We start from the raw sequence: 22,833 nt of genomic DNA, 5'->3' as shown, positions 1-22,833 counted from the left end.
CCCAGTGGAGGAGATGAACATGATCAGCAAAATCACGAAATTGACGGCTGCGGCCGCATTCGGTGTCGCATCGGTATTTTCCGTGGCGAACGCGGCGGAACCGCCGAAGGGCGGCACGGTCGCCGCCGTCGAAAACACGAAGGGGCCGATCAAGATCGCCTTCCTGTCGTTCCAGAACAATCCGTTCTGGACCCCGGTGACCGACGGCGCCAAGGCCGCCAACGACTATCTGAAGGGTTTCAACGCCACGGTCGATTTCGTCGATCTCGGCAACGAGCTTTCGGCCGAAGCGGTCGTCGCCGGTATCGAGGGCGCGCTGGCCAAGCAGTATAACGGCATCGTGGTCGTTCCGATCTTCGACGGCACGGCCCGCATCATCAACGAGGCGACGGAAGCCGGCGTGCCGGTCTTCAACATCGTCGCGGAAGGGGCTGCTCCCTCCGAGCGCCTCGCCTTCATCGGTCAGGATGCGACATCCGCTGGCGAGCAGATCGGCAAGTTCATCCAGGAAAAGATGAACGGCAAGGGCAAGCTCGGCGTGATCACCGGCTATTTCGGCGCCACGCAGCACACCCAGCGCATGAACGGTGCTGTCGATTATCTGAAGGCCAATGCGCCAGATATCCAGATCGTCGGCCCGTTCGAGAACAAGGACAAGGCGGAAGAGGCCTATTCGCTCGTTCAGGACATGATGACGTCCAATCCCGATCTGTCGATGGTCTATGTCACAGCGGGCGGCCCGTTCGGCGCGGCGAAGGCCGTCAAGGACCTCGGCCTGACCGGCAAGGTCGGTGTCGTCGGCTTCGACCATACGCCTGACAACATGCAGTATCTCAAGACCGGCGAAATGGTCGGCCTGCTCGACCAGGCGCCTTACCAGCAGGCTCTGGATGCAAGCGTGCTGCTCTATAACTACCTCGCCGCCGGCACTGAGCCGCCGGCCAAGGTCATCCCCGTCGTCGGCAACCTGCTGACCCCCGCCGATGCCAAGTAACGTCATCGAAAACACGACCGGCGCGCCTCGCGCCGGTCACGCTCAGCCGCTCGTTCGCGCCCGCGCGGTCGCAAAGGCCTTTTCCGGCAATGCGGTGCTGCATTCCGTCGATCTCGATCTCCATCCGGGCGAGGTGGTCGGGTTGCTCGGGGAAAACGGCGCCGGCAAATCGACGCTGATGCATATCCTTTCCGGCGGCCTTACGGCCGATTCCGGCACCATCGATCTTGCCGGCGAGCCGGTGCGGTTCGGCAATGTCGGCGATGGCATCGCCGCCGGCATCAGCTTCGTCCACCAGGAGCTTTCGGTGGTCGGGGCACTTTCGGTCGCGGAAAATCTGTATCTTGGACGCTTTCCGCGTACACCGTTTGGCTTCGTCGACAAAGCGCTGATGCGCGCCTCGTCCAAGGCCTTGCTTGAAAGGGTCGGCGCCGGGGCACTCGACCCTGAGCAGGAAGCGGGCGGGCTTCGCGCCGGCGAGCAGCAGCTGATCGAGATCGCCAAGGCGGCCGGGCGCCAGCCGCGCCTGCTGATCCTCGACGAGCCGACCTCATCGCTGACGCCGCACGAGGTGGAGAGCTTCTTTTCCTACGTCCGCAATGCGCGGGATGCCGGCACGGCGATCATCTTCATCACGCATCGCCTCGAAGAGGCGCTGGGCCTCTGCGACCGACTGGTGGTTCTGCGCAACGGCGCCATCGTCAGCGAGCGCAGACCGGCAGAGACAAGCCGGGAACAGCTCATCGCCGACATGACCGGAAAGCCGGCGATTTATGATTACAAGCCGCGCACCATCGATGAGAAGACCGTCGCGCTGTCGCTGAAGAACGTCTCTGATGGCACGCATCTCGAGGACATCAGCCTTGAGGTGCGGCGAGGCGAGGTCCTCGGCCTGTTCGGCCTGGTCGGGGCCGGACGCACCGAACTTCTCGATGTGATTCATGGCGTCAGATCCGTGAAATCAGGGCAGTTGACCCTCAATCAGCAGCACTTCGCGCCTCGTGATCCGAGCGAGGCGGTGAAAAGCGGCGTGGTGCTGGTGCCGGAGGGGCGCAAGACGGCGGGCATCCTCCCGCAACATTCCGTGCGCGACAATGCGGCCATTTCTAGCCTGCGGCGTTTCGCCGGTCGGTTCTTCTCCGATCGAAGCGGGGAGGCGGGCCGCATGGCAGCCTTCGCCAAAAGCCTCGGCATTCGCATGGCGAGCGACACGCAGCCGATCTCTACGCTGTCGGGCGGCAACCAGCAGAAGGTCATTTTCGCTCGCGCGCTCATGGCCGAACCGCAGCTGCTGCTTCTCGACGAGCCGACGCATGGCGTGGACGTGGGAGCGAAGGCTGATCTGTACACCATCATCGCGCAGGCCGCCGAACGGGGCCTGACCGTGCTCATGGCCTCGTCCGAGGTGCCGGAAATCCTAGCCCTTTGCGACCGCGTGGCGGTGCTGTCGAAGGGCCGGCTTGCCGGTATTCTCGAGCGGGCGGAAATGAGCGAAGACCGAATACTGACATTGGCTTTCAGGGAGCATTGACCGTCGTGACCGATACTATTTCAAGCTTTACAACAGGATGTTTCGTCGGCCGGGTCTGGTCGCCGGAGGTCGAAGGGCCGGTCCTCGTGACGATCCGCGGCGGCCGCGTCTACGATATCACGGCGAAGGCCTGCGCTACGGTGCGCGATCTTCTGGAGCTGGAGGCGCCGGCGGAATTCGTCCGCAACGCGCAAGGCCGCGATCTCGGGCCGCTTGAAAGCCTGTTGTCGCACAGCGAGCCGGACCGCTCTCAGCTTCACCTGCTGGCGCCGATCGATTTTCAGGCGATCAAGGCCTGCGGCGTCACCTTCGCCCGCTCGATGATCGAGCGTGTCATCGAGGAGCGCGCGGCGGGCAATCCCGAGCGTGCAGCAAACATCCGTGAAAAGGTGTCGCAGATCATCGGCGCCAGCCTTCGCGACCTGAAGGCAGGATCGGAGGACGCTCAGCGGGTGAAGTCCGCGCTGATCGAGGAAGGCCTGTGGTCGCAATATCTCGAAGTCGGCATCGGCCCTGACGCCGAGGTCTTCACGAAATCGCAGATCATGTCTTCCGTCGGGACGGGTGCGGCCGTCGGCCTGCATCCGATTTCGAAGTGGAACAATCCCGAACCGGAAATCGTGCTTGCGGTCGATAGCGAAGGCCGCGTCAAGGGGGCTACCCTCGGCAATGACGTGAACCTGCGCGATGTTGAAGGGCGTTCGGCCCTGCTGCTCGGCAAGGCCAAGGACAACAACGCCTCCTGCTCGATCGGTCCGTTCATTCGCCTGTTCGACGAAACCTATACGATCGACGACGTGCGCAATGCGGAACTGGACCTGCGCGTCGAAGGCAAGGACGGCTTCGTGCTGCGCGGAAAAAGTTCGATGAAGGAGATCAGCCGCGATCCGCTGGATCTCGTTGCCCAGACGCGCGGTGCCCATCACCAGTATCCGGATGGTTTCGTGCTGTTCCTCGGCACGCTTTTCGCACCGGTCGAGGACCGCGGTGCGCCCGGACAGGGCTTTACGCACAAGGTCGGCGATGTCGTGACGATTTCCAACGACAAGCTCGGCGCGCTCGTCAACACCGTGAGGCTCGCAACCGAGTGCCCGCCTTGGGTTTTCGGAGCGTCGCATCTGATGCGCAATCTCGCTGCGCGCGACCTCCTTTAGGACCAACCCGCATGACGCCGACGATGCCGTCGGCAATCATGCGCGCGCCTCGGGGGAAGACAACAGGACAGCGATTACCGCCGACAAAGCTGTCTTTCCCGCCGGGTCGCATTGGCGGACCTTCACATCGTCAAGCGTTCCAACAGGAAATCGGGAAGCGCGCCATGCGCTTTGGAGATCAGGGCGAGATCGCCTTCGGAACTGGTTGCAAGCACGCCCGTTCGAACAAGGCACGACGCGAGGTCCGCGCCGACGGCGCCCGCGATGTCGTGTTCGATGCTGTCCCCGATGCAGACAATGCGATCGGCAGCGGTGTTGGAGACCAGGGATTGGGCGTGTTGGTATATTGCGGGGTAGGGTTTTCCAAACCAACGGACGGGACCACCGAGAGCCTCATAGGCAAGCGCGATACTGCCGGCTCCAGGCGCCGTCCCGCCACCCGTTGCCAGTTTGTGGCGATCGGGGTTCGTGCAGTAGCAGAGGATCCCGCGTTCCGCTGCTGGCCTCAGTCGATCACGATAGGTCGAAAGCGGAACCCTCTCCGCCTCACTTCCCGAGATGATGACGATATCGGCGCGCGCTGCATCCTCCGTGCTTTCAAAGCCGAGCCGTTCGGCAAGATTGCGATCACCCCCGCTTGAAATCGTCAGGCATCGCATGACGCCGGCGTTGCCGCCGGTCTCCTGGGCGAGAATGCTGTAGGCGACGTCGCCGGAGGTCAGGAAATGGTCGAAACCTGCCCGGTCAAAGCCGAGTTTGACCAAGCGCTCGGCGTTGTATTCGCCGCTGCGGCCGGAGTTTGAAAGGATGACGACGGTTTTTCCGAGTGCTTTCAGATGACGCAGTGCTTCATTGGCGCCGGGATATGCGCCTTCGTCGTCGCGCAGCACGCCGAACTGGTCAATGAAGAAGGCGTCGAAGCGCGCCGCCAAGGCGGCAAGAGTGATGTGCTGTGCAGTCCTCAAGGCCAGCGATCCTTTCCGGCAAGAACAAGGGAAGCGGTGCCGACGGACGCTTCGGCCGAGCGCGCCGAAAGAAAGGGAACCGCGAGCGTATTTTCCCGCATTCGCGTCCAGGCCGGATTGGCCGCCCCCCCGCCGACCGTGCGCACAGACAACAGCTTCGGGCCGCCCAGCTCAGCAAGCCGGTCATAGCCCGATTTCTCGATGGTGGTTATTCCCTCGAGAATTGCCTGGAAGAAGGTGACGTCATCGGCCGGGCGCGGGCTCAGCCGGGGCGGGTAGGTGGGGTCGTTGACAGGAAAACGCTCGCCTGCCGTCGCCAGCGGGTAGTAGGCGAGACCGGTCGAAACGTCCGGCTGCAGTTTCGGTGTCATGGATTTCAGTTGGTCGTCATCGAAGAATTTCCGGATGACCGCACCGCCCGCGTTCGACGCGCCGCCGGCAAGCCAGAAATCGAGGATGCGGTGCGAGTAAATTCCAAAGTTGGCCGCATTTATCGGCCGCGCGCATGCAAGTTTTACAACCAGCGTGGAGCCGAGCGCGGTGACGCCGTCGCCGACTGTCGAAGCGCCCGTAGCCAGGAAAGAGGCGCAGCCGTCCGTCGTCCCGGCGAAATAGCGGCATTCCGGTGGCAGGCCGAGCGCGAGCCCCCCTGCTGTGATCGTCGACAAGGGTGAGCCGGCCCGTTTGACCGCAGGCAGCAGGGCAATGTCCATTCCGCACGCTTCCAGCCAGTCGGGCCAACGTTCGGCAGTAAGATCGTAGCCGGTCTTGAGTGCATTGTTCTCGTCACTCGTCGCGCTGGCGAGACCGAGATTCATCAGGATCCAGTCGGCCTGGTGCACGATTGCCTGCACGCCAGGTCGGCGGGACAGGTGGATCGCGCGCGCGAGCGCGGAGGTCGCCCCACGTGCTGGACTGTCCGGGGGCGCCTCGGTGTCGATGCGCTCGACAATGGTGCGATCGGGGCAGGGATCGTTGTACATCATTGCCTCGCCCACCGGCATCCCGCGGGCATCGATCGCGACGACCGTTCCGGATGTGCCGTCAACCGCAACGCCTTCGAGTGAAGCGAAGGCGTTGCGCGAGGCAAGTTCGGCAAGGCAAGACTTGACGCCGCTCCACCAGGTCGATGGCAATCGCGCGGCTGCGGGGTTCGGGAATGGGCAGGCAGCGATATCGATCAGGTTGCCGTCGTCGGACAGCAAGGCGGCGCGTACGCCGGAGGTGCCAAGGTCGATGCCAAGTGCGACGGCGGGCTTTCTGTCGGTGCTCATGCCTGTTTGCTTGCCTTGCGGTCGAGCGCCTGACGGTACTGTTCAGCCTCCCAGTGGGTCAGTTCATGCTCCTGATCGGGGCTGAGATAGGCCACCGATGCGCCATCCGGGATGCGGGAGACAACCTCTGCGAGGCAGCGCGCCATAACACGGCCGCCTGCGGTAAGTTCGTTGGCCAGCAGCACGCCGCGGCCGGGTGCAAGCAATATCTTCGGGACTGGAAGATCGCGCGAGCGGCGGGCTTCCCCATAGGCATTTGCCGTCTCTCCGTCGTCGAGCACACCGATCTCGGTGCCAAGGAAGATGACATGATCCGGATAGAGTGAACCGCGCGTCGCCACCGTCACGTTGGCCTGGCTGAGTGCCGTTTTGTGGCTGCCGGCATCCTCGGCCACGTGGAAGTCCGAACCGTCCGCCAGAGCTTTCAGCGCAACAGGGTCTGCCTGCGCGGCCGCGCGCTGGTCGACGGACAGGGCGGCGGTAACGCGGGCGATGCGCTCACGCACCTCCTCCACCGTCTCGCCCGTTACGATGATGCCGTGGTTGTAGAGGATCAGCACGTCCGGTCGATTATCGGCAACGCGGTCGATCTCGTAAGCGAGTGGCGTACCCGGACGACGGTATGGGATGGTCGCCCAGGTCAGGTCGGGAAGTTTCGCCATATGTCCCGCAATGACGGCTTCGCGGTTTTCGAGCACCGAGAGCGCAATCGCGTTGACGCAGTGATAGTGGGCAACGACCGCCTGTGGCAGGGCGGCGTGAAAACTGGTCTCGATCGAGGGGCGCAGACCGGAGGCATTCAGTGCCGAAACGATGAAGTCGGTTGCCTTTTCGGCGCTTGGGTCGCCGGCCCGGAGCGCCGCCACCAATGGCGCCACGGCTACGGGCACCATGATGTTGCGCTCACCGGCATGGGCAAGCCAGGTGCCGGACGCCTTTACCCACATCATGCCATCGCGCTTGAACGAGGTGTTGCCGCCAGCACCTTGCGTCTTCAGAACGTCACTGCCGATTTCCCTCGAAAGACCGAGAAATGCGTCGAAGGCCGGAATGTCTTCCGCCCGAATGCCCGAAGCCATGCTGGCCTCCTCCTCTAGAAAAACCTGTCAGCCATCGTCGGCAATTCGCACCATGATGAGCAAACTTTTCTGTAGATCGTATTGATATGATTGAATGTCGTCAATAGTGAAGAAAATACGTCACATATCTTGATCGCATCGTATTAGTGTGATTATCTTCGTTCATCGGCGAGGGAGACGCCGGAGAGGAGCACCCGTGAACGACACCGAGCGCCATAAGGCTATCATCGACCTTTTGCGGGAAACGCCCTTTGCTTCGGTGCGCGATCTTCAGGAGCGTCTCGGCGCATCGCCCGCCACGATCCGTCGCGATATCGACAAGCTTCATGAATTGGGCCGGGCCCGGAAGGTCTATGGCGGGATTTCCGCCAGCGAGGCGGGCGACAGTGGTCGCCTTTCGGCAAGGCCCTACGACGAGAACCGCGACATCGCGGTCGAGGCAAAGCGGGCAATCGCCGCCGCCGCTGCGGATCTCGTGCGCGACGGCGACTCCATCATCGTGCATGCCGGCTCGACCTGCTATCAACTGGGCACCCTCCTGGCGCGGCGCAATCTTCGTGTCTGGACCAATTCGATGCCGCTTGCCGCTCATCTTGGCGAGCATGGCACTTGCCAGCTGTCGGTCGCCGGCGGCGAGCTCTACCGTGAGCCGGGCATTATTCACGACCCTTCGGCGGGATCCCCGGGCTTCTTCGCCTCGCGGTTCTTTGTCGGCACGCAGGGCATCAGCAGCAAGGGGCTGCTCGAGTCCCATCCGTTGCTCGTCAAGGTCATCGGCGAACTTGCGGCCTGCGCGGATGAGATCGTTCTGCTGGCCGACAGCCGTAAGTTCTCGATCCAGCCGCGCAACGTTGCCCTGCCTCTGTCGCGTATCGGAACGATCATCACGGATGACGGCCTGACCGATGCCGCCGCCAAGATGATGGAAGATGCCGGCGTCAGCATCGCGATCGCAACCACCGGGGGGGCAAATTGAGCCAGTCCCCCATCGCCGTCTTTGATCTCGGCAAGACAAACTCCAAGCTGTTCGTCGTTTCGGCCGAGGGCCGGGTGATCGACGAGGCGCGGACCCGCCCCGTCTGGCACGAGCACGCGGATCTGCGCGTTCTGGATGATGCGGCTCTCTTTCGCTGGATGGAGGACGAGCTGGCGCGGGCCGTTGCGACGTACGGGGTCGATCGCATGATCTTCTCGGGGCATGGCTGCACCTTTGCGCTTGTTGCGGGCGATGCGCTCGTTCACGCAATCCTGGACTACGAGCAGGAGCCACCCGCTGACATCGCCAGCCGTATCGACGCGATGGCGCCCGAATTCAACGAAACCTATTCGCCGCCGCTGCCGCTGGGGTTCAACTATGGACGGCATCTGCTGTGGCTGAACGAGCGCGACCCGGGCCTCATCGCCAAGGCTGATGCCATCCTCGCCTATCCGCAGTTCTGGACCTGGAAGTTTTCCGACCGGCTTGTCTCGGAGGTTTCCTATCTCGGCTGCCATTCCAATCTTTGGGCGCCGCTGCAGGACGATTTCAGCAGCCTCGTCGATCGCATGGGCTGGCGCGGCCAGATGCCGGAATTCTCGCGCGCCGGCAGCGTCATTGGCACGCATACGGTGACGCTCGACGACGGGCGCAGCACGAAGGTCGCGGTGCATAACGGCGTGCATGACAGCAATGCCGCGCTCTACTTCTACCGCTCGCTCGGCTTCTCGGATTTCACGCTGGTATCGACCGGCACCTGGGTCATCATCTTCAATCCGGCAAGTGCGCTTGAAAAGCTCGACGCCGCGCGCGACATGCTGGCCAACGTCACGGTCGACCATCAGCCGGTCGCGACCATCCGCTTCATGGGCGGTCGGGAATATGATGTTGCGAGCGGGGGCTGGACACAGCCGGTTTCTCCGGAGGCAGTGGCGGCAGTGATCGCCAAGCGCGCTTTTGCCCTGCCATCCTTCGCGCCCGGTGGGCCGATGCCGGGCCATGAAGGGCGTTTCGTCGGTCCGGCGGTCGAAGGCGAGGAACAGGCGGCTGTCGCCATGCTCTATGTCGCGCTGATGACGGATCTGTCTCTCGACCTCATCGGCTCGGCCAATGCGATCGTCATCGATGGCGGCCTTGTGAAGACGGGACTTTATGCCTCCGTTCTGGCGACGCTTCGCTCGCTGCAAACCGTGCACACGAGCGCCAATCCGGAGGGTAGCGCCTTTGGTGCCGCTGCACTCGTCTTCGACGCGATTGGTCGCAATCCCTTCGTCAACGATTGCGTGGTCGCCGAACCTGCTCTGATTCCCGGCCTCGACGAATACCGGCGGGAATGGCGGCACCATGTCGATGCCATGACATCGGGTGAACCGGCCTCGCGAAGGGAGAAGCGCGCATGACGGCAACGACGAACGGGCAGCGCGCGCTCCTGGAAATGCGCGATATCAGCAAGACCTTCGGTGCGTCGAAAGCCTTGTCGCAGGTGAGCCTTGCGGTCCATTCCGGTGAAGTGCACGCGTTGATGGGCGAGAACGGCGCGGGCAAGTCGACGCTGATGAAGATCCTGTCAGGCGCCTACACGGCCGATCCGGGCGGCTCGGTGCTGATCGACGGCGAGACAGTGACGCTCGGCGACCCGTTGAAGGCCAAGGCCTATGGCATTGCGGTCATCTATCAGGAACTTTCGCTCGCGCCCAACCTGACGGTGGCGCAGAACATGTTTCTCGGAAACGAGCCGTCGCGTTTCGGCGTTGCCGATCGCGCGGAAATGCGCCGCCGGGCAGAACCTATTCTCAAGCAGCTCGGCATCGGTTTCGACGCCTCCCGTCGCGTTGCTGAATTGTCGCTGGGCGAGCGGCAGATGGTGGAAATCGCCCGGGCGCTGACCACCAATGCCCGCATCATCGTCATGGACGAGCCGACGACGTCGCTGACGAGCCGCGAGACCGACAGGCTGTTCGACGTCATTGCCCGTCTCAAGGCCGATGGCATTGCCATCATCTATATCAGCCACCGCATGGAGGAGGTCTACCAGCTCTCCGACCGGGTGAGCGTGTTGCGCGACGGCGCCTATGTCGGCACCCTCGACCGCGCGGATCTTTCCGCCAGCAAGCTCGTCTCGATGATGGTCGGCCGCGATCTCTCGTCCTTCTACAAGAAGGAGCACCGGCAGGTCGCAGGCGAACGCGCGGCGGTGCTTTCGGTCGAAAAGATCGGCGACGGTATCAAGGTGCACGATTGCTCGTTCGAGGTGCGCGCCGGCGAAGTGCTCGGCATTGCGGGTCTCGTCGGCTCGGGGCGCACGGAACTGGCACGCCTCGTCTACGGCGCCGACAACCGGACCTCCGGTGACGTGATGCTGAACGGCAGGGCGCTTGCGATCAGCTCGCCACGTGACGCGCTGGACGCGGGTATCGCCTACCTCACCGAGGATCGCAAGGCGCTCGGCCTGTTCCTCGACATGTCGATCAGCGACAACATCAATATCGGCGTGATCGCCGATGATGCGAAGGCGGCCGGTATGCGCAACTTCGCGCGAGCGCAAGAGCGGGCGTCGCATTCGGTGAAGTCGCTCTCGATCCGCACCGCAGGCACGCAAATCAATGTCGGTGCGCTGTCCGGGGGAAACCAGCAGAAAGTGCTGCTTGCACGCCTGCTCGAGACGAAGCCCAAGGCCATCATTCTCGACGAACCGACACGCGGCGTCGATGTCGGCGCCAAGTCGGAAATCTACCGGATCATCGACGAACTCGCCCAGAACGGCATCGCCATCGTCGTCATCTCCAGCGATCTGCCGGAAATCCTCGGCATTGCCGACCGGGTGCTTGTCATGCGCGAGGGGCGGATCGCCGGTGAAGTGACAGGGTCGGCGGAAGCGCCGATCGAGCAGGAAGCGATCATGGCGCTTGCGACCGGCTCAGCCGGCCATGCGGCCTGATTGCGAAGACAGAAACGAAGAAGACGGGACGAAACCATGAGTGCAAGCGAAACCGAACAGGGCCGGATGGAAAAGCTGAAACTGCGCTCGACGCTGACGGCGCTCGGCATGCTGCCGGTCCTCGTGCTTCTGGCCATTGGCTTCCATCTGCTCAGCGGCCGGTTCCTCTCCGTCAACAACCTGTCGATCGTCATGCAGCAGGCATCGATCAACACGGTGCTGGCGGCCGGCATGACCTTCGTCATCCTGACGGGCGGCATCGACCTTTCCGTCGGCTCGATTCTCGCGGCCTCGGCCATGGTCGCGGTCATGGTTTCTCTGGTGCCGGATCTCGGCATGCTCGGCATTCCCGCGGCGATCGCGGCCGGCCTTGCCTGCGGCTTCCTCAACGGCGCGATCATCGCCTGGCTGAAGCTGCCGCCCTTCATCGTGACGCTCGGCTCGCTGACCGCCATTCGCGGCGTGGCACGCCTGCTCGGTGGCGATACGACCGTCTTCAACCCGGACCTGCCGTTCGACTTCATCGGCAACGGCTCGCTGTTCGGCGTGCCGTGGCTCGCGGTGATCGCGATCGCAACGATCATCGCGTCCTGGTTCATTCTGAAGCGCACGGTGCTGGGCACCTGGATTTATGCCGTCGGCGGCAATTCCGAGGCGGCACGCCTTACCGGCATCAAGGTGCCTCTGGTGCTGCTCTTCGTCTACTCGATGTCGGGCCTGCTTTCCGGCCTTGGCGGCGCCATGTCGGCAGCCCGCCTCTATGCGGCCAACGGCCTCCAGCTCGGACAGGCCTACGAACTCGACGCGATCGCCGCGGTCATCCTCGGCGGCACCAGCTTCGTCGGCGGTGTCGGCTCCATCTGGGGCACGCTCATCGGCGCGCTGATCATCGCCGTCCTCTCCAACGGCCTCATCCTCGTCGGGGTTTCGGACATCTGGCAGTACATCATCAAGGGCCTCGTCATCATCGTCGCCGTCGGCCTCGATCGCTACAGGCTCAAAGGGCTTGGCCGGACGTGAGGTCTGGCTGAACGAACCGGTCGCAACCGGAGACAACGGCGCGACAAGCGCCACCAAAGGAGGAAAACATGCGTCTTATGTCCACGTTGCTCGTCGGCACCGCCATGGCTGCCGCGCTCGCCATGCCCGCAGCCGCCAAGGACCTCAACAAGATCGGCATTTCGGTCGGTCTTCTCGGCAACCCGTTCTTCGTCGCCACCATCAAGGGCATCGAGGATCGCGCCAAGGAAATCAATCCGAATGTCGAAGTCATCTCGGTCTCGGCCGACTATGACCTCAACAAGCAGGTCTCGCAGGTCGATAACTTCATTGCCGCGGGTGTCGACATCATCATGCTGAATGCCGTCGATGCAAAGGCCATTACGCCCGCTGTGAAGAAGGCGCAGGCCGCCGGCATCGTGGTCGCCGCGTTCGACGTCTCCGCCCCCGGCGCCGACGTCACCGTCATGACCAACAACGTCAAGGCCGGCGAAGAAGCCTGCAACTACATCGCCGACAAGCTCGGCAACAAGGGTGACGTCGTCATCATCAACGGCCCGGCCTCCTCCTCGATCCTCGAACGCGTTCAGGGCTGCAAGGATGCGCTCGGCAAGCATGCCGACATCAAGATCCTCTCCGACGACCAGAACGGCCAGGGCTCGCGCGACGGCGGCCTTGCCGTGATGCAGGGCCTGCTCACCCGCTTCGACAAGATCGACGCCGTCTTCGCGATCAACGATCCGACCGCGATCGGCGCCGAACTCGCCGCCAAGCAGCTGAACCGCAGCGAGTTCTTCTTCACCGCCGTGGATGGCGCGCCGGATATCGAAACGTCGCTTGCCAGCGGCAATTCGATGATCAAGGCATCGGCATCGCAGGATCCCTATGTCATGGCCGGCCAGGCACTGAAGCTCGGCGTCGAGGTTCTGAACGGCACCAAGCCGGCTGAGCCGGTCGTTCTGCTCGATCCGCAGCTGATCACGGCTGATAACGTCAAGGATTACAAGGGCTGGACCGCAGCCCGCTAACCCTTCCTCCCAGACGGCCGGGCACGCAGGCGAAAGCGGCGTGCCCGGCCGACCTTGTTTCAATCCATTTCAGAAAGCAGCCGGGATCATGTCGAAAATCGGTGTCCATTCCTTTGTCTGGAGCGCAGGCTCTTCGCGCGAGGAGCTTGAAAAGGCGCTCGAGAACACGCACCGGCTGGGCTACAAGCTCATTGAGTTTTCCTATCTCGATCCGCAGCAGGTCGATGTGAAATGGCTTGCCGGCCGCATCCGGGAACTCGGCCTCGACGTGGCGATCAGCATGGGGCTTCCGCCGGAAGGCGATATTTCGAGCGATGACGCCTCGGTGGTCGCCAACGGCACGGATATTCTCGACAAGGCGGTGGCGCTGGTGCGTGATCTCGGCGGCACGAAGCTCGCCGGCATCCTGAGTTCCGCACACGGCAAGCAGGAACATGCGCTGACCCGTAAAAGCTGGGACACCAGCGTTTCAGCCCTCTCCAAGGTGGCGGACCGCGCCAGGGCCGCCGGCGTCACGCTCAATCTGGAGATCGTCAACCGCTTCGAAAGCAATATGCTCAACACCGCCGCGCAGGGCATGGCCTATATCCGCGATACGGGCGCGCCGAACGTGCTGCTCCACCTCGATACGTTCCACATGAATATCGAGGAGGCTGATGTTGGCCTTGCCATCCGTCATGCAGCCGGCAAGATCGGCTACATCCATATCGGTGAAAGCCACCGTGGTTACCTTGGCACCGGCACCGTCGATTTCGCCGCGATCTTCGATGCGCTGGTGGCGATCGGCTGGGACGACTATGTCACCTTCGAATCCTTCTCCACGACGATCGTCGACAAGGACCTGTCGCTGAAGACGGCGATCTGGCGCAATCTATGGGACGACAACATCGCGCTCGCCAGCCACGCCAACCGGTTCATCGAATTGGGTCTGGAGACGGCTCGTCTCAAGGGGGAGCTCGTTCGTCAAGCCCACCTTCCTGTCTAGCGGATGGGAAGACGGAGATAGGATGGTCGGCGGTCCCAGCCCTCCGCTGTCCGCCTGCCATCGCGATGAGGGTTGCCGACCGTACTCATGGAACTTTCAGCCCGGGCAGGGCTCACGAGTGAGGCGCCTCGTCAATCCGCCGTTCCGAACCTCCGCAGCAAGCCTGCGGCTGCCGAGAACAGAACGATCAGCGTGCCGTAAGCCAGCGCTGTTGTCGTCAGGCCAAAGGCGCCGACGGCCATGCCGGCCAACAGGGCGGGTAGACCGAAGGCGAGATAGCTCAGCGTGAACAGCGCGGCGAAGAGTTCGCCGCGCTCGTCGGGGCGCACCGTCGGAACGATCGAACGCAGCACGCCGTAGAAGCAGGTTCCAAAACCCGTTCCGGCAATCGCGAGCGCGGCGAGATAGGCGGGAAGCGATTGCCACGCGATCGCGACAAGCGTGAGCGCGGTGCCGATGGAAAGCGCCGATGTTCCGTAGAGCGTTACCTGCCGCGACGTATGCCCGCGTGCGATATAGCAGGCGAGCGCACCCGGAGCACACAGCAGCGCGATCACGCCGGCCTGCGTCAGATGATCCTGCGCGCCGAACACGTGACGGACGATCGGCGCGCCGAGCGAGAGATAGAGACCACCCGTCGCCCAGCCTGCGATGACCGCCGGAGCGCTGCGCCAGAAGGCTTTGGCGGCGGTGGCGGGGACGCCGATCCGCGGTTTAAGCGAGGCCCAGACACCCTCATGCCGCGGCGCGGTCTCGGGAATGAGCCAGATCACGGCGGCAAACAGTGCATAGGCGGCGACAAGCGTGCCAAACACATCGGCTTCCGCCATGTCGGTGATGTCCATCAATATGCCCGCCACGAGAGCACCCGCGGCAAGCCCACCCAGCGGAATGACCGAGTTCCAGACCGAAGCGCTGCCGGGTCTCTCCTTCGGCTCGAGATCGACCACGGTCGCCGACAGCGCGGAGAGAAGCAGGCCGGCCGCAACACCTTGCAACGCGCGCGCGATCATCAATCCCGTCACGTCACCCGCCTGCCAGAACAGCAGCAGGCTCAATGCCATCAGGCCAAAGCCCGCCGAGATCACCGGCCGCCGGCCGACATGGTCCGACAGCGAGCCCATGACGAGCAGGGAGGCCAGCAGCGCAACGGTATAGACCGCGAAGATACCCGTCAGCGTCGCCGCCGAGAAGCCGATCTCGTGTTGCAGCGATGGATAGAACGGCGAGGGCGCGCTGGCGCCAGCCATCATCACTGCCATGCCCGCAAGGGTGATACGGAAACCTGCAAGGCTGCGCAGCGGCATGGAGAGCGTCGTATCGGTCACGGTGCACCTGATGGTTCGAATAATTTCGAACCAATCTCTACTATCATTCCTGTGACGGTTCAACTAAATTCGAACCATGGCGACCGAGATCCTGGAACTTCCCCATCCCGCGCGCAGCGACCTGCGGCTGACCGACGTGCTTTTCGCGTTGAGCGATCCCGAGCGCCTGGCCATCGTGCGTCAACTCGCCGGCGGCCCGCTCGAAATGGCGCAATGCCATCTCTCGGACCCCTCGATACCGAAATCGACCAAGTCGCATCTTATGAAGGTACTGCGCGAGGCCGGCATCATCCGCAACGAGCCGTTCGGACGCGGCCGCCGCCTTAGCCTGCGACAGCACGACCTGGACGCACGGTTTCCAGGCTTGATCGACTCCGTATTGTCCGCTTGCGACGGCGACGCTGCGAAGGGCGCCAGTCGAGCAGGGTCACCAGCCGGCAAACCCTGAAACGACCTCGTCAGAGACCGTGGCGCTTTCGGAGAATGCTTTGTCGAGCAAATCGACCGCCTGGTGAATTTCGTCTTCCGACATGGTTAGGGGTGGCGTAATTTCGAGGACATTGCCGTTCATGCCGACATAGTAGAGGACGAGGCCGAGTTCGTAGGCGCGATAAATCAGCTTCGCCGTCTCGATCCGCGCTGGTTCACGGGTTTTCCGGTCGCGAACAAGTTCCACGCCGCAAGCAAGACCCCGGCCGCGAATGTCGCCGATCAGGTCATGCCGTTCCGCAAGACCTGCAAGCCGTTCACGCAGAAGCTGGCCCTTGCGCTCAGCCGCCGCGGCGAGGCCTTCCACGTGGATGGTCTGAAGCACGGCAAGTCCGGCGGCGGCGGAGATCGGGTTGCCGTGCAGGGTCTGCATGGCGAAGGCGCTTGCGCAATCGAGGATTTCGGCCGGCGCAATGACGGCGGAGAGCGGCAGGCCGCCACCCAGCCCTTTGCCCAGCACCAGAATGTCAGGGACAAAGCCCTCGTGTTCGAAGCAATGCAGACGGCCGCTGCGGGCAAGTCCTACCTTCACCTCGTCGCAGACGACGAGAATGCCATGGGCACGGCAGATATCGGCAAATTTCCGCAGGAAGCCGTCCGGCGGCACGATCAATCCCCCGTCGGACTGGATCGGTTCGATGAAAGCCGCACCGATTGAACCGGCCGCCACGGCCGCCAGTTTCTCCTTGAAGAGCGTCAGGATGGTGTCGCCGGTAGGGTCGCCGTCATGGGGGCGATAGGGATCGGGGTAGGGCAGGAGGATCAGGCCGTCCGCCTTGGCCGCGTCCGCCTGCACGCTGTGGCCGGAAAAGGCCATCGAGCCGACCGTGCATCCGTGATAGGCGCCGACGAAGGCGACGACGCCGGTGCGGCCGGTCGCTTTGGTGATGGCCCGATAGGCTGCCTCGTTGGCGTCGGAGCCGGAATGGCCGAACCAGACCTTGTGTGTGTCCCGGCCGGGAAATGTCGCCAGCAGTCTCTCGGCCAAGGCGACCGCGGGCCCGTTCGAGGCTGAAAGGATGCTCGCGCCGGCCGGATTGGCGACGGCGCGGGAAACGGCCTCGACAACGGCCGGATGGCCATAGCCGAGGCTTGCCGCACCCCAGGCGCCGGAGAGGTCAAGGAGTTCGCGGCCGTCCTCCTCCACAAGTCGCGCGCCCTTTCCGCCGGCAATGGCAAGCGGAAAAAACCGCAATTTCTGCAGATTGCCGATTGCTGCCGCATCGCGACTGTAGAGGTCGTCCGCCATCGTCAATGCTCCTTCAAGGTGTTTTCGAAACAGCGGGTCAGGCGGGCACCCCATTCGTCGATGCCGGCAATTGTGCCGATGAGATCGTGGCGCACCTCGATCAAGGCACCCGGCAGGCCGCGGGCATCCGCATGCACGGGTACCGTATAGTCCTCGTCCCGATGGATGGTGTAGGGCTCGTTATCCCCGATGGTGAGGGCAGCGTCTGCTTGCAACTCACCGATCAGTGCCCGGCCGAAGCCGGTCGCCTCGCCATAGAGGATGCCGGCATGCCACGGGCGCTGCCTGCCGAAATAGACCGGTGTGAAGGAGTGGATGCCGACGACGATCGGACGCTTGCCCTGTTCTTGCAACAGGTCGAGCCGCCGTGCGACGGCATCCGCGTATGGCGTGAACAGCGTGTCGATGCGCTGCTGCCTTTCTGCCACCGTCAGGTCGAGATTGCCAGGGATTTCCGTCGTCTCGCTGATTTCAGGGATAGCCGAGGGCACGCCGAGCGGCCGGTTGCAATCGATGACGAGGCGCGAATAGTTGGTCATGAACAGAGGCGCGTCGAGGGTGCGGCTCAAGTGCTGGGACAGCGCGCTGACGCCGATGTCCCAGGCGATGTGGCGCCCGCGCTCGGCCTCGGGCAGGCCGAGATCGCCGAGCGCCCGGGGAATGCGGTTGGACGCGTGCTCGCAAAGCAGCAGATAGGGTGAGGCACCGTCAGGATTGATGACGGCGTAGGGCGGCGGCTCGTCGATGGCGAGCAGCGGCTGGGCGGGATCGTGCCGCCATCGGTTCTCTGTGCGCGGGATGACTTTGCTTGTCGTCATGATATGCGTGCTCAGTAGACGGTCGCGTAACGCGCGCAGAGGGCTTCGGGCGAAAGGTCCCCGACGATCTCGATCTCCTTGCGCTTCATGGCGAAGTAGCAGTCGAGGAAATCCTTCGAGAACCAGCCCGTCACCACCGGGTCCGCGGCAAGTGTGTCGAGCGCTTCGGAGAGGCTTGAGGGAAGGCGGCGGATGCCGAGCCTGGCCTGCTCTTCGGCCGAGAATTCCGAGGGATCGGAATTGATCAGCGGCGGTTGTTCCAACCCGGCCCGGATGCCCTCCAGACCGGCGCGCAGCACGACGGCGAGCGACAGGTGCGGGCTCGCGCAGGCATCCGCTGCGCGATATTCCATGTTGAACTGCTTTGCCGGATTGCTGCCGGGCAGGTCGAGCGTCGGGCAGATGCGCAGCGTCGCCTCGCGGTTCTTTTCGCCAAGGCAGGTATAGGCGGCACTCCAATGGTGCGGCACGAGGCGCATATAGGAGAGCACGGAGGGCGCGGTGAAGGCGGCGAGCGCCGGCAGGTGCTTGATGACACCGGCCGCGAAGGATCCGGCGACCTTGGAAAGCCGACCGGGACGCGACGCATCGAAGGTGACGGGGTTGCCGTCGAGGTCGGTGAAGCTGACATGCAGGTGAACGCCGTTGCCGACGCCGTTGGGATCGGTCTTCGGGGCGAAGCTGGCGGTCCAGCCGAAGAGGGCGGCGACTTCCCTTGTGACGGCGCGGATCGTCGCGCCGCGATCGGCGGCGACAAGGGCGGGTGCCGGCCGGCAGGTGACTTCGAACTGGTCCTTGCCGTATTCCGGCAGGAACATTTCCGGCTCGGCGCCAGCTTCCTTCAACGCTGTCATCAGCAGCGAGCCGAAGGGTTCGGCGCGGCGCTGGGCGCGCAGGCCGAAGGCAGGCGCGGCGGGCCAGTCCGCGCCGAGTATCTGGAATTCCTGCTCGACAGCGCTGATGACCTTGAGGCCGGCTTCCTTTTCGAACTGCACCAGCGTCGCCTTCAGGAAGCTGCGCACGCAGCAATCCCACGGTTCGCCCGTGAGGTCGGTGATGTCGGAATGGTAAAAATGCAGCGGCGTCTCGTCCGGCAGGCAGGCGACGCGGGCCTTGCTGGCGGGATCGGCCATCAGGCGCAGGTCGCCGGCCGAACCCCAGGGGTTCGGATCTGCGATAAGGTCGAACGGCGTCAAGGCAAGGTTCGCCGGCACCCAGCCGACGCCCTTGCGCAGATAGTCGTCGATTTCGGAGGCCGCGAAGCTGCGGCCGCGGGTGATGCCGGCAATGTCGGTCGTGACGAAGGTCGCAAGTTCCGTCAGGTCGGCGAAGGCCTTGCCGTTGCTGCTCTCGTTCATGATGATCCCCTTGTGATCCGATCAGGCGCGGCCGAGTGCGGCAAGACGGCTGACGACGGTCTCGGTGTCGGTGATCCAGCAGTAGCCGGAATAGGCGCGCATCGCCGCGTCGTGGCGTTCCTGGCTGTAGGTGGCGCAGGCATCCTCGACGACGGTCACGAGATAGCCACGGTCTGCGGCATCGCGCACGGCCATGTCGACGCACTGGTCGGTGACGACGCCGGCAATGATCAGGTAGCGTGTACTGAGATTGCGCAGCACGTAGTCGATGTTCGTCGAATTGAACACGCCGGACGAGGTCTTCGGCAGCACGATCTCGTTGTCGATGGGCGCAAGCGCCGGGATGACCTGCCCTTCGGGCGAGCCCTTCGGCACATGCATGTCGGAGAGCTTGTGATCGAGCGAGCGGTCGCGACCATCCAGCGTCAGGCTTTCGATGATCGTGTGCAGCACGTTGCAGCCGGCCTTGCGGCCCGCTTCGAGAATGCGGACCTGATTGGGGATGACCTTATCGCGCAGGCGGCGGTGGTAGTAGCTGTCGGCGTCCTGCGGATGGGTCGGATCGAGGTTCGGCTCGCACCAGATGCGCTGCATGTCGACATAGAGCAGGGCCGTCATGCCGGCCTCATAGGCGCTGTCGCGCCGCAGCAGGTCCTTGCCGTATTGCACTTCAATCGCAGTCATCTTTGTCCTCCAATGGGTGTCTGTTCGCCGGTGCCGGCGCGATGATCATTTGTTGTTGTCGACCGGCGGGCTGTAAGCGTCTTCGGTGATGCCGTAGCTTCGGCGCAGCTCTTCCATGCGTTCGATGCGGCTGCGCGACTGGTTGGCGAGGCGGGCGGTGAGGCCGGCGATCAGCGCCTCGGTCTGGGCGATGGCGGGCACCATCGTGTCGTAGGGCGAGACCGTATCGACGGGTGCCATCAGCGTGACCGAGGCGAACTCCGCGATCGGCGAGACCCAGCGGTCGGTAAAGAGCACAATGCGCGAGCCCTGCTTGGCCGCCTGCCGCGCGAAGCGGATCGTGTCGATCTGGTAGCGGCGATAGTCGTAGACGAAGAGCACGTCGCGCTTGCCAAGATCGACCAGCTGGTCGACCTGGTCGGCCTGCGAGCCGTTGATCCAGCGCGTTTCGCCACGCAGCTGCTTCATATGCGACCAGAGAAGACCGGCGAGAAAACCGCTGAAGCGTCCGCCGAGACAATGGACGCGCATGCTGAGATCGGCCGCGGCATCGATGGCGGCCTCGAAATCATCGGGTGGCAGCATTTGCATCGACGATTCCAGCGCATGAATGCTGGCGCGCAAAAAGTACTGGTAGAAATTCTCCTGTTCCAGCGAGGGCTTGCGCGTATCGAGCATGGAGAGCGGCGAACTCATCCGCTCCTGCACCTCGCCCAGAAGGGCCGCCTGAAATTCCGGATAGCCCTCGAAGCCGAGTTTGTTGGCGAAACGCACGACCGTCGGATTGCTGACGCCGGCGGCGCTGGCGAGGTGCGCGACCGTGTTGAGGCCGGCGGCCGGATAGTTCGACAGCAATTGCCGGACGATCTTCAACTCTGCGCGAGTGAAGGTGATTTCCCCGTCCGTCAGGCGGTCTCGAATGGCCATTCCTTGCCTCCCCCTCGTGATCGGCGTTCGTGGCGCGATTTTAATTTTGTTACATTCTTGCTAGCAGACAATAAAAAATGAAACAAGATTGACATATGCGTTTTCTCGATTAACGTTTGTTGCGGGAACGGGCTCGACAAAACGAAGCCATAAATCGGGAGAATGCTGATGGTGCGCATAAGGCGCGGAACCGTCGTCGGGATCGTCGCGACGGTGCTCCCCCTGGTGATCGCCGCGCTTGTGGCGAAAGGCTTCTTTCCGGGGGCGGGGGAGCGGCTGATCACGCTGTTTCTGATCAACGTGATCGCCGTCATCGGCATCGGTGTCTACAGCGGCAATTCCGGCATCATCTCCTTCGGCAATGTCGGCTTCATGGCCGTCGGCGCCTATGCGTCCGGCCTTTTGACCATCAATCCCATCGTGCAGAAGACGGCGCTGCCGCATCTGCCGGACTGGCTGATGGGCTGGGGCATGTCCTTCCTGCCCGCACTTCTCGTCGCGCTCGTTGTCGTCGCCCTGGTCGCGGTCGCCATCGGTATTCCGGTCGCCCGGCTCGGTGGCTCCTCCGCCTCGATCTGCACGCTCGGCTTTCTCGTCATCGTGCATGTCGTGCTGGTCGCATCCAGCGACTTCACCCGCGGCAGCCAGACCTTCTTCGGCATTCCGCGCGCGGTGAACATCTGGATCGCGTTGCCTTTCGCCATTCTCGCTGTCGCCATCGCCCGCATCTATCGCGACAGCGCCTCCGGCATGAAGCTGCGCGCCTCGCGGGAGGACGAGATCGCCTCGACCGCGGTGGGCGTCAATGTGCGCCTGCACCGCTTCCTCGCCTGGGTGCTGGGGGCGATCCTGTCCGGTGTCGCCGGCGTGCTGTTTGCCCATTTCATCGGCGCATTTTCGCCGAAGGACTTCTATTTCAACTTCACCTTCATGCTGTTGGCCATGCTGATCCTCGGCGGCATCACCACCGTGTCCGGCGCAGTGCTCGGTTCGGCGATGATCATGGTGATCGTGGAACTGCTGCGCAAACTTGAGGGCGGCGTCGACCTCGGCTTCCTTTCGCTGCCGACGGTGTTCGGCCTCACCGATATCGGCATCGGCCTTGCCATCCTGCTCGTCATGTATCGCTTGCAGGACGGGCTGCTCGGCGTGCGCGAGGTCGATGAGCAGGTGCCCTTCCTCAAGCGCCTTGCCGCCGGTGCCGCAAAGCCGGTGGTCGAGCAGCCGGCGCAAACCACGGCCGGGGAAACCGGTACGCTGCGCGTCGAAAATGTCGGCAAGCGCTTTTCGGGGCTGGTCGCGCTGGAAAAGGCCGATTTCGAAATCCGCCCCGGCCTCGTCACCGGCCTGATCGGCCCGAACGGTGCCGGCAAGTCTACGCTCATCAACAGCGTCTCCGGCGTTGTGCCGCCATCGACCGGCCGGGTGATGATCGACGGCACCGACGTCGCCTCCCTTCCGGTCCATCGGGTGCCGGTCACGGGCCTTGCGCGTACTTTCCAGAACATCCGCCTCTTCAAGAACCTTACCGTTCTGGAAAACGTCACCGTCGCCGCAAGCGCCGTCGCGGGCGAGCGTGATCCGGTCGATCTGGCTCGGGAAGCGCTTGCCGAGGTCGGTCTCGGCGATGTTGCCGGCCAGCTCGCCGGCACGCTGTCCTACGGTGCGCAACGGCGGCTGGAAATCGCCCGAGCGCTCGCCCTGAAACCCCGCTACCTGCTGCTCGACGAGCCGGCCGCCGGCATGAACCCGGCCGAGACGCAGGAGTTGATGGCCGTGCTCGACCGCATCCGCACGAAGCACCGCCTGGGCCTCCTAGTCGTGGAGCACGACCTGAAGCTCATCATGCGGCTCTGCGACGTGGTCGTGGTGCTCAACAAGGGCCAGCAGATCGCCATCGGTACACCGGCGGAAATCCAGGCCAATCCCGCCGTGATCGAGGCCTATATCGGCCGCCGCCGCTCGGCCGCCCAGCAGACCAGACCCGCAATCGACGCCACCTTGCCGGATCTCGATCCGCATGCCGCCGGCAAGCCCGCATAACCACCAGAGGAGTA

20 protein-coding genes are annotated in these 22,833 nt (G+C 63.6%); 11 read left to right on the top strand and 9 right to left on the bottom strand.

The window, feature by feature from the left end; translation table 11 throughout:
- Positions 1-19 precede the first annotated feature (19 nt).
- From MUO32_RS03160 to MUO32_RS03150, 3 genes are read left to right on the top strand one after another with little or no spacing between them, the layout of a single operon-like run.
- Complete coding sequence (locus MUO32_RS03160) at positions 20-994, top strand: sugar ABC transporter substrate-binding protein (RefSeq protein ID WP_257946777.1); 975 nt, start codon at positions 20-22, stop codon at positions 992-994.
- Positions 984-2,525 carry a sugar ABC transporter ATP-binding protein gene (locus MUO32_RS03155; RefSeq protein WP_257946776.1) on the top strand — a complete coding sequence of 514 codons (1,542 nt, stop codon included), beginning with the start codon at positions 984-986 and terminating at the stop codon, positions 2,523-2,525. Before MUO32_RS03160 ends, MUO32_RS03155 begins: the two co-directional genes overlap by 11 nt.
- A gap of 5 nt (positions 2,526-2,530) precedes the next feature.
- Positions 2,531-3,679, top strand: coding sequence for a fumarylacetoacetate hydrolase family protein (locus MUO32_RS03150; protein WP_257946775.1), 1,149 nt, complete (start codon positions 2,531-2,533; stop codon positions 3,677-3,679).
- A 122-nt stretch (positions 3,680-3,801) separates the two neighbouring features.
- On the opposite strand, the gene MUO32_RS03145 is transcribed toward MUO32_RS03150, so the two are convergent.
- From MUO32_RS03145 to MUO32_RS03135, 3 genes are read right to left on the bottom strand one after another with little or no spacing between them, the layout of a single operon-like run.
- Positions 3,802-4,644 (bottom strand): TIGR01459 family HAD-type hydrolase, encoded by an 843-nt coding sequence (locus tag MUO32_RS03145; RefSeq protein WP_257946774.1) that lies wholly within the window; start codon positions 4,642-4,644, stop codon positions 3,802-3,804.
- Positions 4,641-5,918 carry an FGGY-family carbohydrate kinase gene (locus MUO32_RS03140; RefSeq protein ID WP_257946773.1) on the bottom strand — a complete coding sequence of 426 codons (1,278 nt, stop codon included), beginning with the start codon at positions 5,916-5,918 and terminating at the stop codon, positions 4,641-4,643. The genes MUO32_RS03145 and MUO32_RS03140 overlap by 4 nt, the downstream gene beginning before the upstream one ends.
- Positions 5,915-6,997: a class II aldolase/adducin family protein gene (locus MUO32_RS03135; protein WP_257946772.1), complete on the bottom strand. Its 1,083-nt coding sequence runs from the start codon at positions 6,995-6,997 to the stop codon at positions 5,915-5,917. The genes MUO32_RS03140 and MUO32_RS03135 overlap by 4 nt, the downstream gene beginning before the upstream one ends.
- Positions 6,998-7,193: 196 nt before the next feature.
- Between MUO32_RS03135 and MUO32_RS03130 the strand changes: the two genes are divergently transcribed.
- The 6 genes from MUO32_RS03130 (at position 7,194) to MUO32_RS03105 (ending at position 13,923) form a co-directional block, all read left to right on the top strand.
- Positions 7,194-7,973 carry a DeoR/GlpR family DNA-binding transcription regulator gene (locus tag MUO32_RS03130; protein WP_069062293.1) on the top strand — a complete coding sequence of 260 codons (780 nt, stop codon included), beginning with the start codon at positions 7,194-7,196 and terminating at the stop codon, positions 7,971-7,973.
- A complete protein-coding gene (locus MUO32_RS03125) occupies positions 7,970-9,373 on the top strand; it encodes an FGGY-family carbohydrate kinase (RefSeq protein ID WP_257946771.1) in 1,404 nt (467 codons plus the stop codon). Before MUO32_RS03130 ends, MUO32_RS03125 begins: the two co-directional genes overlap by 4 nt.
- Complete coding sequence (locus tag MUO32_RS03120) at positions 9,370-10,911, top strand: sugar ABC transporter ATP-binding protein (RefSeq protein ID WP_257946770.1); 1,542 nt, start codon at positions 9,370-9,372, stop codon at positions 10,909-10,911. The genes MUO32_RS03125 and MUO32_RS03120 overlap by 4 nt, the downstream gene beginning before the upstream one ends.
- 36 nt (positions 10,912-10,947) lie before the next feature.
- A complete protein-coding gene (locus MUO32_RS03115; RefSeq protein ID WP_257946769.1) occupies positions 10,948-11,931 on the top strand; it encodes a ribose ABC transporter permease in 984 nt (327 codons plus the stop codon).
- Positions 11,932-11,999: 68 nt separating this feature from the next.
- Positions 12,000-12,938, top strand: a complete 939-nt coding sequence (locus tag MUO32_RS03110; protein WP_069062297.1) for an ABC transporter substrate-binding protein — start codon at positions 12,000-12,002, stop codon at positions 12,936-12,938.
- A gap of 88 nt (positions 12,939-13,026) precedes the next feature.
- Positions 13,027-13,923 (top strand): sugar phosphate isomerase/epimerase, encoded by an 897-nt coding sequence (locus MUO32_RS03105; protein ID WP_257946768.1) that lies wholly within the window; start codon positions 13,027-13,029, stop codon positions 13,921-13,923.
- Between the two features lie 131 nt (positions 13,924-14,054).
- On the opposite strand, the gene MUO32_RS03100 is transcribed toward MUO32_RS03105, so the two are convergent.
- Positions 14,055-15,251 (bottom strand): MFS transporter, encoded by a 1,197-nt coding sequence (locus MUO32_RS03100; RefSeq protein ID WP_257946767.1) that lies wholly within the window; start codon positions 15,249-15,251, stop codon positions 14,055-14,057.
- Positions 15,252-15,327: 76 nt separating this feature from the next.
- Between MUO32_RS03100 and MUO32_RS03095 the strand changes: the two genes are divergently transcribed.
- Positions 15,328-15,699, top strand: a complete 372-nt coding sequence (locus MUO32_RS03095; protein WP_257946766.1) for a helix-turn-helix transcriptional regulator — start codon at positions 15,328-15,330, stop codon at positions 15,697-15,699.
- Here MUO32_RS03095 and MUO32_RS03090 read toward each other — a convergent pair.
- The 5 genes from MUO32_RS03090 to MUO32_RS03070 are packed head-to-tail and all read right to left on the bottom strand — an operon-like array spanning position 15,679 to position 20,776.
- On the bottom strand, positions 15,679-16,989 hold the full coding sequence (locus MUO32_RS03090) for an aspartate aminotransferase family protein (RefSeq protein ID WP_257946765.1): 1,311 nt from the start codon (positions 16,987-16,989) through the stop codon (positions 15,679-15,681). The two genes, MUO32_RS03095 and MUO32_RS03090, sit on opposite strands and share 21 nt — an antisense overlap.
- 2 nt (positions 16,990-16,991) lie before the next feature.
- Positions 16,992-17,807, bottom strand: a complete 816-nt coding sequence (locus MUO32_RS03085; RefSeq protein WP_257946764.1) for an N-formylglutamate amidohydrolase — start codon at positions 17,805-17,807, stop codon at positions 16,992-16,994.
- A gap of 11 nt (positions 17,808-17,818) precedes the next feature.
- Entirely contained in the window at positions 17,819-19,165 is a 1,347-nt protein-coding gene (locus tag MUO32_RS03080; protein ID WP_257946763.1) for a glutamine synthetase family protein, read from the bottom strand.
- 21 nt (positions 19,166-19,186) lie between these two features.
- On the bottom strand, positions 19,187-19,849 hold the full coding sequence (locus MUO32_RS03075) for an isochorismatase family cysteine hydrolase (protein ID WP_257946762.1): 663 nt from the start codon (positions 19,847-19,849) through the stop codon (positions 19,187-19,189).
- Positions 19,850-19,894: 45 nt separating this feature from the next.
- Positions 19,895-20,776: a MurR/RpiR family transcriptional regulator gene (locus tag MUO32_RS03070; protein WP_257946761.1), complete on the bottom strand. Its 882-nt coding sequence runs from the start codon at positions 20,774-20,776 to the stop codon at positions 19,895-19,897.
- Positions 20,777-20,944: 168 nt separating this feature from the next.
- On the opposite strand from MUO32_RS03070, the gene MUO32_RS03065 reads away from it, so the two are divergent.
- A complete protein-coding gene (locus MUO32_RS03065; RefSeq protein WP_257946760.1) occupies positions 20,945-22,819 on the top strand; it encodes a branched-chain amino acid ABC transporter ATP-binding protein/permease in 1,875 nt (624 codons plus the stop codon).
- The last annotated feature ends 14 nt before the right edge of the window (positions 22,820-22,833 follow it).

Origin of the sequence: Shinella sp. CPCC 101442, assembly GCF_024704725.1 — a bacterium.
Taxonomy (GTDB): Bacteria; Pseudomonadota; Alphaproteobacteria; order Rhizobiales; family Rhizobiaceae; genus Shinella.
The sequence above is the reverse complement of the archived record's forward strand: the minus strand, read 5'-3'. Positions and strand labels throughout refer to the sequence as shown.